Raw genomic sequence first — 11,318 nt, forward strand, 5'->3', positions numbered from 1 at the left:
TCATGATACGCCGCTTCGCGCGAATGTACATATGCGCGCCGCCCGGAAGCTCAGAAACTGTAGGAGATGGCGGCGCGCAGCACCGGGTAGACCTTGAAGTCCGACACGTCTTCGGCCAGGCGCACTTCCTCGGCCGCCACGTCGGTAGCCAGCTTGCCGCACACGGTGTTCGAGGTGGTGCAGCCGAGCGGAATCAGGTTGACCTTGGGACGGCCCTGGAAGATCGCGCCGATGTCGGCGATGAAGTTCCAGCGGCTGTTCGGGGCCAGGGCATTGCCCCAGCCGATGCCGAGGTAGGGCGCGGCGCGGCGGAAGCTGACGTCGCCCTTGAGCACGCCCAGGTTGGCGGTCGTGTAGGTGTTGCCATTGAAGCTGAACTTGCCATCCGGGCCGGGCACCGCCGTCGCCTTGAACTTCGTGCCGTTGTAGACCAGGCCGCCCGTCAGGTGGAAACTGCTGCCTGACATTACGTACCAGTCGAACAGCACGTCGAAGGTCGCCAGCTTGCCGTCCAGCTTGTAGTCGACCTGGCCCGAGCGCTTGTCGAAGTCGTGCTGCAGGTAGTTGGCGCCGAAGCGGCCGTTCAGGGTGCTTTCCATCGGCACCACCAGGTGCAGGCCGGCGCCGGTGGTGCCGAGGTCGGCGGTCACCGCGGCGCCGACCTGGGCCTGGGCTGGGATCTGGGCCGCCATGCCCGCCACCAGGGCGAGGGCGAAGAAGCTGTGCTTGCGTGCCATGCTCGTAAAACCTTTCAGTAACAAAATAGCTCAGCATTGTAACTGGAGTGCTGGGGAAATAGCGACTGCCGTCGGGCCCCCATTCAGGATATTTATACCGGCCGTAGCCGGTTTCGTCGCCCGCATCCCCGCTCCGTCGCATAATGTGCCACGGCAACGGAACCCGGGACTATTCTGGCGCTGCCCTGACAACCGAGAGAACAACATGATTTCAAGCATTTTTCACATGGCACGCCTGCTGGCCGCCTGGCTGGCCTGCTACCTGGTCTTCTGCATTGTCGTCAACGAGACCATCTACGAGCCGCGTGGACGCGACATCGGCGGCTACTACGCCCTGGTCGCGCTGGGGCTGGGCACCTGGGTGCTGTCGGTCGCCTTCACCCACATCCGCCGGGTGCGCCTGGTGGCCGGCACGGTCAACGCCAGCGCGCTGTCGAACCGCCAGCGGCGCCAGATCGAGATCCCGTTCGAGGCAGGCGAAGCCTTCGACCTGATCGAGGCCGCGATCCGCGAACTGCCCGGCGCGGTGGTGGCCGAGAGCGCGCGCGACAGCCTGCAGGTGCGCGCCAAGCTCAGGCGGGTCGATCCCTACGGCGGCGAACCGCGCGGCGACAGTCCGGTGGCCGCCTGGGCGCTCGACCATTTCGGTTCGCGCCGCAACCAGATCCTGGCCACCGTCACCCCGAACGGCGACGACGCCGGCAGCGTGACCCTGCTGTGCGAGCCGGAAGGCGCGGTCTGGACCGATTTGTTCCTGGTCGACCACGGCACCAACCTGGAGAACGCGGAAGCGATCGTGCGCGCCATCACCCGCCGCGTGGCCGAGCGCCGCCGGGCCGAGGCCGCCGGCGTTCGCCAGACCGCCACCGAGAAGGAACTCACGGTGGCCAAGCTGAACCTGCTGCACGCCCAGGTCGAGCCGCACTTCCTGTACAACACCCTGGCCAGTGCGCAAGTCCTGACCCGCAGCGACCCGGCGCGCGCCGACGAGATGCTGGGCAACCTGATCCAGTACCTGCGCCACTCGCTGCCGCGCACCGAGGACGCGCCCTCGACTCTCGGCGAAGAGCTGGAACGGGCCCGCGCCTACCTCGACATCCTCAAGATTCGCATGGGCCCGCGCCTGCAGCTGCAGGTCGATGTGCCGGACCTGCTCCGCGGGGTACTGTTCCCGACCATGATGTTGCAGACCCTGGTCGAGAACGCCATCAAGCACGGCCTGGAGCCGAAGCCGGGCGGCGGCACCGTGTGGATCCTGGCGCGCCAGGTCGACAGTGCGGTCGCGGTGACGGTGGCCGACGACGGCCGCGGCTTCACCGCCGAAGGCGGCGGCACCGGGGTCGGCCTGCGCAACGTGCGCGAGCGCCTGCGCCTCGCCTATGGCAGCGCGGCCTCGTTCTCGATCGTGGCCAATTTCCCGAGCGGGGTGGCGGCCACCATCACGGTACCGATCGTGGCCGGTGCCAAGGTCCAGGGCGTCGGCGTCGGCGCGGGAGTGCATCATGCTTAAGTGCGTCATCGCCGAAGACGAAGCCCTGCTGCGCGAAGCGCTGGTGCAGCTGCTCGGGCAGGTATGGCCGGAGCTCGAGATCGTCGCCGCCTGCGAGGATGGCGGCAGCGCGCTGGAAGCGATCGCCGCGCACCGGCCGGAAGTCGTGTTCCTGGACATCCGCATGCCGGGCCTGTCCGGGCTCGAGGTGGCGTCCAGCCTGGTGGAGGCGGGCATCCGCACCGAAGTGGTGTTCGTCACGGCCTACGACCAGTACGCGATCGACGCCTTCGAGCGCGGCGCCGTGGACTACCTGCTCAAACCCGTGGCGCGCGAGCGCCTGGCCGGCACCGTGGGAAGGGTTCGCGAACGCCTGGCGCGCGGCGGACAGGACCTGCAGCTGCTGCAGGCGCTGCTGCAGCAGCTGGCGACGGTGACGCCGCCCCAGCCGAAGGCGCCGCCGCTGGTCTGGCTGACGGCCAGCCGCGGCCAGGAGACACGCCTGATCCTGGTGGACGACGTCGCCTACTTCCAGGCCGACAGCAAATACACGGTGGTCATGACCGCCGACGGCGAGGCGCTGCTGCGCAAGCCAATCCGCGACCTGCTCGACGTGCTCGACCCGGGCATGTTCAAGCAGGTGCACCGCTCGACCATCGTCAACGTGCGCGCGGTGGCAGGGGTGACGCGCGACGAGAGCGGGCGCGGCAGCCTGCGCCTGAAGAACCGTCCCGAGACCTTGAGCGTGAGCCAGCCCTTCATGGCCTTGTTCCGCAACATGTAACGAGATGTGAAAGGGTGCACAGAGTGTAAGAGTGTGGGGTGGTTCACCGAATCTGGCAATTTCCGATGATAAAGTTCGGTCATCAACCAGCGGGAGAACACCCATGAAAGCCCTGATCCTCTGCGCCGCTCTGGCGGCTGCATCCTTCCCGGCCCTGGCCCAGACCAATGTCAGCATCACCGTCGGCCAGCCCGGCTTCTACGGCCGCATCGACCTTGGCGAACGCGCCTACTATGGTCCGCCGCCGGTCTATGTGGCCCAGCCAATCATCGTCGAGCGTCACTACCGCCGCCACGTGCGCGCCGAGCCGATCTACCTGCGCGTACCGCCCGGCCACCGCAAGAACTGGCGCAAGCACTGCCGCAAGTACGGCGCCTGCGGCCAGCCGGTACTGTTCGTGCAGGACCGCTGGTACCAGGATGTGTACGCGCCGCGCTACCGCGAAGTGCACTACCGTGCGCGCCACGACGATCGCGGCCATGGCCATGGCCGTGGGCCTGAGCGCCACCACGACCGGGGGCATGGGCGTGGCCACGACCGCGACCACGACCGCGGGCATGGCCACGGCAGGGGCCACGGGCGCGGCCACGACTGATTTCGCCCCGGCGCGCCCGGCGTCGTGAGCGTTCGGAATTGTGCACGGCTGCAGCGCTCAAGCAGTCATTCACCGTTAGAAGGCGCGGATTTCCACGCAAGCTATTGCGGCAAGGGCGCATCAGGCGGCAGCAGGCCTTCGTGTGCGAGCTCCTGCCAGAACGCGGCAGGAATCCGCAGCGCCATCACGTCCGCATTGCGCTTCAGGTGCTGCGCGCTGCTGGCGCCGGGGATGGTCGCCGACACCACCGGATGGGCGGGGCCGAACTGCAGTGCCGCCGCGGCCAGGTCGACGCCATGGTGCGCCGCCACCTGGCGCAGTCGCTCGCGCCGCGCGTGGTGTTCGGGTTTGGCCGGCTGGTAGTCGTAATGCGCGCCGCCGGCCAGGAAGCCCGAGTTGTAGGGGCCGCCCAGCACGACCGACGCGCCGCGCGCGCGGCACAGCGGGAACAGTTCGTCCAGCGGGCTTGTTTCCATCAGCGTGTAGCGCCCGGCCAGCAGGAAGATGTCGGGATCGGCCTCGCGCAGCGCGCGCAGGCAGGGCTCGACCGTGTTCACGCCCAGGCCCCAGGCCTTGAGCAGGCCTTCCTCGCGCATCCGCACCAGTTCGCCGAAGGCGCCTCCGGGGCCAGCGGCGATCCGGTAGTAGTGCTCGAAGCGGTCGCCAAAGGCGTCCACCGACAGGTCGTGCACATAGACGATGTCGATGCTGCCCAGCGCCAGGCGCTGCAGGCTGTCCTCGACCGAGCGGCGCGCGCCGGCGGCCGTGAAATCGACCACGCGCCGGAACGGCAGCGACGACACGAAGGGCGGCGCAAGCTCGCCGCCCGGATCCGGCACCAGGACCCGCCCGACCTTGGTTGACAGCGTGTACCGCTGGCGCGGCCGGCTGCGCAGGGCCTGGCCGAAGCGGTGCTCGGACAGGCCGGTGCCGTAGTGGGGTGCGGTGTCGAAGTAGCGGATGCCGGCGTCCCACGCCGCATCGACCGTGCCGCGGGCCGCTTCGTCGCCGGTGGCATGGTACATGTCGCCCAGCCCGGTGCCGCCCAGGCCCAGGCGCGTGATCGGTCGGTAGCGCTGGTTCATGTGGTCCTTTCGCGTCGTGTGCGAAGCCGGGCACCGCCCGGCGCCGCCCTCCCATGCTACACCGGTGCGCGCCAGGGCCGCGCCCGCGCGCTTCGCGCCAACGTAGTAAGATTGCCACATCGCCCATGTGCTGGCATTGCCGGACGGGCGCCATGAGAGGAGCGTGCTTTGCGTAGCGAATTCGTGATCGTGGGTGGCGGTGCGGGTGGCCTGGAACTGGCCTGCAAACTGGGCCGCAAGCTGGGCCCCTCGAAGGTGACGCTGGTCGACAGCCGGCTTTACCACATCTGGAAGCCTTCGCTGCACGAAGTGGCGGCAGGCACCCTGGACATCCACCAGGAAGGCCTGTCCTACCAGATGCTGGCGCACGACAATGGCTTCAACTTCGTGTTCGGGCCGATGACGGCGCTCGATGCCGCTGCGAAAAGCATCACCGTGGGGGCGGTCGTTGCCGCCACCGGCAACGACGAGGTGCTGCCCGAGCGCCGCGTCGGCTACGGCGCCCTGGTGCTGGCGGTGGGCAGCACCTCCAACTACTTCGGTGTGCCGGGAGCGCAGGAGAATACCATCTCCCTGAACGCCACCGAGGACGCCGAGCGCTTTCGCCTGCGCATGCTGCGCCTGATGCTGGCGGCCGAGCAGGAACACGAGGAACACCCCGAGCCGGGGCAGGGCGGCGGCCTGGATGTGGTGATCATCGGCGGCGGCGCCACCGGGGTCGAACTGGCGGCCGAACTGCGCGAAGCTTCGCGCGCCTACGTCACCTATGGCTTCGACCAGCTCGACGTCAAGCGCGACGTGCGCATCACGATCCTGGAAGGCGCGCCGCGGGTGCTGGCGCCCTTGCCGGAAAAGGTGTCGGCCGCGGCCGCCGACCTGCTGGCCAAGCGCGGCATCCAGGTCGTCACCAATTGCCGGGTGACGCAGATCGACAGGGACAAGGTGATTGACAAGGACGGCAAGGTCTATCCGGCCACGCTGTGCGTGTGGGCGGCCGGGATCAAGGCCCCGGAGCTGCTGGCCACGCTCGGCCTGCCGACCGCGAAAGGCGGGCAGGTGGAAGTCGACGCCCACCTGCGGGTGAAAGGCGCGGACGACATCTATGCGCTGGGCGACTGCGCCGCCTGCGTGGACGGCAGCGGCAACGCGGTGCCGCCGCGTGCCCAGGCCGCGCACCAGCAGGCCGACTACCTGGTGACGAGCTTCCTGCGCCGCGCCAAGGGCCAGCCGGCCCAGGAGCGGCCCTACGAATACCGCGACTATGGCTCGCTGGTATCGGTCGGGCGCAGCACCAGCGTGGGCAGCCTGATGGGCTCCCTGCGCGGTGCCAGCTGGTTCGTGCAGGGTACGATGGCGCGCCTGATGTACACCAGCCTGCACCTGATGCACCACCGCGCGGTGCTGGGCACCATGCGTACCGGGGTGCTGGCGCTGGCGCGCTTCCTGGTGAGGCGCGCCACGCCGCTCGTGAAGCTGCATTGAGGAAGGGGGCGGCGTCCACGCGGCGGTGGAATCGCCGCGCCGGCGGTTCACAGGGCGTTGAACGCGTGGGCGGCAGCCGGGCCGCCGGCCGCGCCCACTGATGGGTGGAGCCTCCCACCCTACGGCCTATCGCAAGGCGTGCACCGGGTGGCGCCCGGCCTTTACCTGGGGGGCGTCTTCGGCAGGGTCATGCACAGCAGTGCGCCGCCATCTTCCGCGCGGCGCAGTTCGAGCGAGCCGCCCAGGAAGCGGGCCCGCTCGCGCAGCAGGCGCAGGCCGTGCCAGCCGCCCGATTCCAGCACGCGTCCGTGCGCCAGTCCGGCGCCGTTGTCGCGCACGGTCAGCATCACCTGCTCGCCATCGTCGTCCAGCACCACCTCGGCCGCGGTCGCACCAGCATGGGCGACGGCGTTGCGCAGGCCCTCCTCGGCGCAGCGCAGCAGCACCACGCCCTGGGTGCGGGTGTAGTCGCCATCCTCGTCGGGCAGGCTGGCGCGCGCCTTCAGGCCGTGGGCGGCGCCGAATTCGGTCACCAGTTCGGCCAGGGCCGCCTTCAGGCCGAGGAACTCGAGCTTGTCGTTCCACAGCTCGAGCTGCATCTTGCGGTTGGTATCGATGATATTGGCCAACAGCGACTTCATCTGCGCGCTGCGCTCGCGCATCGGACCGTTCTCGGCCGGAATGTGCTGGCTCAGCAGTGCCAGGTGCATGCTCAGCGCCGTCATCGAGGAGCCGAGGCTGTCGTGCAGGCGGCGCGCGAGCAGGCGGCGTTCCTCGTCCCAGCACGACGCGAGGTATCCCAGCATGTCGGTGAGTTCAGCGGTGCGGTCCACGCCAGACGCGCTGGACGATCCAGAGGCCGGGGCAGGCTGCAGATGGGCCGGTTCGGTCATCGTAGGCTCAGTTAAATGTTTCCCAAATCATACAACAGTTGGGACGGCGGCGGCGCAAGCCTGGCGATTGTACAGACAGGCAGGCCGGGTCAGCGTGCGTTCCCGAACAGTCTGCCCAGCAGTTTCGGGCGAAGCTGGAGCCTGGCACATGCTCTTGCACTGGGCGCATGCCGCTTCAATTCACCACGGGGGACCACCATGACAAGCACTACCAAACCGCAGGATGCAATTACGCTGTTGACCGCGCAGCACCGCGAAGTCCACGCCATGTTCGAGAAATTCGAGAACATGACCGACCGCGCCAAGGTGAGCAAGAAAAAGCTGGCCGACGAGATCTGCCAGGCGCTGGTCATGCATACCACCATCGAGGAAGAGATCCTGTACCCGGCCGTGCGCGAGGCCACGAAGGAAACCGAAGACATGGTCGACGAGGCCGTGGTCGAGCATGCCTCGGCCAAGGAACTGATCGCCCAGATCCAGGAAATGGACCCGGGCGACGACCTGTACGACGCCAAGGTCAAGGTGCTGGGCGAGCAGGTCGACCACCACGTCGAGGAAGAAGAGAAAGAGATGTTCCCGAAGATGAAGGAACTCAAGCTGGACCTGCAGGCCCTGGGCGAACAGATGGCCGCACGCGCGGCCGAGCTCCAGTAACGCTTCCGGCCCGCGGGTCCGGGCCGGGCCTCAGGCCGCGCTGGCCGCCCGCACCCCGGCGCGCAGCGGCGCCGGCGCCGGTGCTCCCGCCAGCGCCGCCAGCAGCTGCTCGATGCTGACCGGCTTCACCAGGTGCTGGTCGAAACCGGCTTCCAGTACCCGGCGCTGGTCTTCCGCCAGGCCGTAGCCGGTCAGCGCGATCAGGCGGATCGCGCTGGTGGCCGGGTCGCCGCGCAGGCGGCGCGCCACTTCGTAGCCATCGATGCCGGGCAGGCCGATGTCCACCAGCGCCAGCGCCGGCAGCCGTGCCTGGGCCGCGGCGACACCCTGCAGGCCGTCGGCCGCCTGGTCCACCGGATAGCCGTGCGCGGCCAGCATCGCCGCCATCATCTCGCGGCCATCCTCGTTATCCTCGATCAGCAGCACCGCCGGCTTGCCGCTGTTGTCGCCATGGGACTGCTGGGCCGGCGCGGCGGGCTCGGCCTCGGTGCGCGGCAGGCGGACGGAGAAGGTGCTGCCCTTGCCGCAGCCATCGCTGTGGGCACTGACGCTACCGCCATGCAGTTCCACCATGCGCCGCACCAGCGACAGGCCGATCCCGAGCCCGCCCTGGGAGCGGTCGATCGAGATCGCACCCTGGACGAACACGTCGAACACCTGGGGCAGCAGTTCGGCCGGAATGCCGACCCCGCTGTCGCGCACGGTCAGCACCACTTCCGCGCCGGCCTCGGCCAGCTGGATGTCGATGCTGCCGCCGCTGGTCGTGTATTTCAGGGCATTGTCGATCAGGTTCGACACGACCTGTTCCAGGCGTGTCGGGTCGCCATCGACCCAGCCCGGCGCCAGGTCGACGCTGACGTGGTAGCCGGCGCTGCGGCCGGTGGCGCGGAAGGTTTCCAGGCAGCCCGAGACCAGGCCCGCCATGTCCACGGGTTTGCGCGCAAGCAGGATCTTGCCCGACATGGCGCGCGACAGGTCGAGCAGGTCGTCCACGATGCGCGACAGGTGCTGGCTCTGGCGCTGGATGATCTGGCGTGCGCGCCCGACCGTGTCGCTGCTGGCGCCGGGCAGGCCGATCAGCGCCGACGCGCTGCTGATCGCCGACAGCGGATTGCGCAGTTCGTGCCCCAGCATGGCCAGGAATTCGTCCTTGGCGTGGCTCTTGCGCTCGGCGTCGCGCCGCTCTTCCATCTCGCGCACCAGGCGCCGGTTGGTGGCGGTCAGTTCGGTGGTACGCTGGGACAGCTTCTCGGCCTGGCGCTTGAGCTGCTCGTTCTTCATGGCCAGTGCCACGAACACCGAGACCTTGGCGCGCAGGATCTGCGGGATCACGGGGGTGAACAGGAAATCGGCGGCGCCGCGCTGGTAGGCCTTCAGGCGGTCGATCTCGTCGGCGAGGAAGGCGGTCACGAAGATGATCGGAATGTCGGCCGAACGGGCGCGCTGGTGGATCGCCTCGGCCGTCTCGAATCCGTCCATGCCAGGCATGTTGACGTCCAGCAGGATCACGGCGAAATCGTGCAGCAGCACCTGGCGCAAGGCGTCCTGGCCGGAACGGGCCGGATGCACCGTATAGTTGCTTTCCTCGGCCCACTGGTCGAGCAGGCTGGTGAGTGCCAGCAGGCTGGCGGCATCGTCGTTGACGACCAGGATTTTTGGTTTGTCGGTGTGGGCCACGGTAATGTCAGTCCGAGGGTCGCTACGTCGTTCAGTCAGGTCGGGTTCTCACGTCGACCGTTTGCATGAGCACCTTGTGTAGTAACAGCGGATCATAGCACGCTGAATAAAATGCTAATGGGCAAAACCCAATCGTGCGCGGCCACGACGTACGGTGCCGCACATACGCGACAAAAGGGCTGTGCGATAGTGGAAGCGTCAGTTCAACCGTATCGATGGAAGACGAGGCTGCCATATGAAAGGACACGCAATGAATATCGACACTATCGTAAACCAGGATTACCACGGCAAATCGCTCACCGAGCTGGTGAATGCGCCCCTGAGCGCGCTGCGTGATGTCACCGACACCCAGACCAGTGCCTTCGCCGCCGCCGGCGTACATACCATCGCCGATCTCGCCAACATGCGGGCGGTGAACTACGCCATGGCGATCAAGGCGCTGTCCAGCTGCGAGTGCGCTTCGAGCAAGGAGCAGGCGGAGGAAGGACTGCTCGACGACGCCGTCGAGATGACCTTCCCGGCCAGCGACCCGGTCTCGGTCCAGTCCAGCATCACGCGCATCGAAGTCGCCCCGGACAGGGTCGATGCCAGCCGCGACCACCAGCATGCCCAGGCGATCGAGGCGCACAGCGAGGAAATGCTGCGCACCGCGGAAATCGACACCCGCTACCTGCAGAAGCAGGAGGGCGGCAACCGCTGACCGGCGCGCGCCGTCCAGCAAAAGGCCACCGGGGCGCAGGCTGCCGGTGGCCTTTTTACGTGGTACAAGGGAAATGAGGAAAGACGGCGTGGCCCGTCCGCCGGCCGCGGGCAAGGGCGGCAGGCCGTGCTGGCGGATTCAGCGGTGAGCGGCGGTTTCGGCCGTGTTGGACGTGGGGGCGGCGCCCTTGGCGGCCGGCGGCCGGTTGGCGGCCGGCGAACAGAAACGGTTCTTGCCGGCGCGCTTGGCTTCGTACAGCGCGTAGTCGGCGATGCTGATCAGGGCGTCGACCGATTCGGCGTCGTCCGGATAGATGCTGATCCCGATCGAGGTCGACAGGCGCAGGGTGAGGTCCTTGATGAAATAGGGTTCCGAGATCGCTTCCACCAGCTTGGCGGCCGGACCCTGGGCGTCGGCCAGGCTGTGGATGTCGCCCAGCACCACCATGAACTCGTCGCCGCCCAGGCGCGCCACGGTGTCTTCCTTGCGCGAGCTGGCCAGCAGGCGCTGCGCCACCATCTTGAGGATCTCGTCGCCGTAAGCGTGGCCGTAGGTGTCATTGATCGCCTTGAAGCCGTCCAGGTCGAGGTACATGATGGCGGCCTTGGCGTGGCTGCGGTTGGCGTGCTGCAGGGCGGTCTCGATGCGGTCTTCCAGCAGGCGCCGGTTGGGCAGGCCGGTGAGGGCGTCGTGCAGCGCCAGCTCCTGCTGGGCACGCGAATACTGGGCCAGTTCCTTGTACAGCAGGCGCACTTCCAGCATGTTGTGGATGCGCTTGTGCACTTCCAGCAGGTCGAAGGGCTTGCTGATGAAGTCGCGCGCACCCGCTTCCAGCGCCGCGATCTTGAAGCTCGGCTGGGCCGTCAACGCCAGCACCGGCAGGTAGCCGCCCTGTTCGATTTCCTTCAGGCCTTTCATGACCTGGAAGCCGTTCAGGCCAGGCATCTGCAGGTCGAGCAGGATCAGGTCGTAGTTGTGTTCACGGTGCAGCGGGCAGACCTGTTCCGGCAGCATCGTCGAACTGACGCAGGTGTAGCCCTCCTCGCGCAATATCTCTTCCATCAGCTCGATATTGTCGGGCGAGTCGTCCACCACCAGGATCTTCGCGTTCAAAATGTCTTGTCTGCTCGGCATGCTCGTCTCGTCTACGCTGTTTGGAACGTGTCCATTTCCTTTTGGAATAGGCACATCCCATCTCTTCATAGTGTAACAAAGCTCACAA

At 67.5% G+C, this 11,318-nt stretch carries 11 protein-coding genes; 6 read left to right on the forward strand and 5 right to left on the reverse strand.

What is annotated here, in order from left to right; translation table 11 throughout:
- Positions 1–50: 50 nt before the first annotated feature.
- Positions 51–737 (reverse strand): hypothetical protein, encoded by a 687-nt coding sequence (locus LCI23_RS04040; RefSeq protein WP_224944461.1) that lies wholly within the window; start codon positions 735–737, stop codon positions 51–53.
- Positions 738–963: 226 nt separating this feature from the next.
- Between LCI23_RS04040 and LCI23_RS04045 the strand changes: the two genes are divergently transcribed.
- From LCI23_RS04045 to LCI23_RS04055, 3 genes are all read left to right on the forward strand, one after another.
- Complete coding sequence (locus LCI23_RS04045; protein ID WP_224944471.1) at positions 964–2,247, forward strand: sensor histidine kinase; 1,284 nt, start codon at positions 964–966, stop codon at positions 2,245–2,247.
- Complete coding sequence (locus LCI23_RS04050; RefSeq protein WP_224944474.1) at positions 2,240–3,010, forward strand: LytTR family DNA-binding domain-containing protein; 771 nt, start codon at positions 2,240–2,242, stop codon at positions 3,008–3,010. Before LCI23_RS04045 ends, LCI23_RS04050 begins: the two co-directional genes overlap by 8 nt.
- Positions 3,011–3,113: 103 nt before the next feature.
- Entirely contained in the window at positions 3,114–3,605 is a 492-nt protein-coding gene (locus LCI23_RS04055) for a hypothetical protein (protein WP_224944477.1), read from the forward strand.
- Positions 3,606–3,706: 101 nt separating this feature from the next.
- Here LCI23_RS04055 and LCI23_RS04060 read toward each other — a convergent pair whose 3' ends face one another.
- On the reverse strand, positions 3,707–4,690 hold the full coding sequence (locus tag LCI23_RS04060; protein WP_224944479.1) for an aldo/keto reductase: 984 nt from the start codon (positions 4,688–4,690) through the stop codon (positions 3,707–3,709).
- A 168-nt stretch (positions 4,691–4,858) separates the two neighbouring features.
- Here LCI23_RS04060 and LCI23_RS04065 point away from each other — a divergent pair, with 168 nt between their 5' ends.
- Entirely contained in the window at positions 4,859–6,172 is a 1,314-nt protein-coding gene (locus LCI23_RS04065) for an NAD(P)/FAD-dependent oxidoreductase (protein ID WP_224944481.1), read from the forward strand.
- Positions 6,173–6,333: 161 nt separating this feature from the next.
- Here the strand turns inward: LCI23_RS04065 and LCI23_RS04070 are convergent, their stop codons facing one another.
- Complete coding sequence (locus LCI23_RS04070; RefSeq protein WP_224944483.1) at positions 6,334–7,065, reverse strand: sensor histidine kinase; 732 nt, start codon at positions 7,063–7,065, stop codon at positions 6,334–6,336.
- A gap of 198 nt (positions 7,066–7,263) precedes the next feature.
- On the opposite strand from LCI23_RS04070, the gene LCI23_RS04075 reads away from it, so the two are divergent.
- A complete protein-coding gene (locus LCI23_RS04075) occupies positions 7,264–7,719 on the forward strand; it encodes a hemerythrin domain-containing protein (RefSeq protein ID WP_224944486.1) in 456 nt (151 codons plus the stop codon).
- A gap of 30 nt (positions 7,720–7,749) precedes the next feature.
- On the opposite strand, the gene LCI23_RS04080 is transcribed toward LCI23_RS04075, so the two are convergent.
- Complete coding sequence (locus LCI23_RS04080) at positions 7,750–9,396, reverse strand: response regulator (RefSeq protein WP_224944488.1); 1,647 nt, start codon at positions 9,394–9,396, stop codon at positions 7,750–7,752.
- Between the two features lie 250 nt (positions 9,397–9,646).
- On the opposite strand from LCI23_RS04080, the gene LCI23_RS04085 reads away from it, so the two are divergent.
- Positions 9,647–10,096 carry a hypothetical protein gene (locus LCI23_RS04085; RefSeq protein ID WP_224944491.1) on the forward strand — a complete coding sequence of 150 codons (450 nt, stop codon included), beginning with the start codon at positions 9,647–9,649 and terminating at the stop codon, positions 10,094–10,096.
- Positions 10,097–10,234: 138 nt separating this feature from the next.
- Here the strand turns inward: LCI23_RS04085 and LCI23_RS04090 are convergent, their stop codons facing one another.
- Positions 10,235–11,230, reverse strand: coding sequence for a diguanylate cyclase domain-containing protein (locus tag LCI23_RS04090; protein WP_224944507.1), 996 nt, complete (start codon positions 11,228–11,230; stop codon positions 10,235–10,237).
- Between the last annotated feature and the right edge of the window lie 88 nt (positions 11,231–11,318).

The organism is Massilia sp. MS-15, assembly GCF_020176695.1.
Lineage (GTDB): Bacteria > Pseudomonadota > Gammaproteobacteria > Burkholderiales > Burkholderiaceae_D > Telluria > Telluria hydrophila.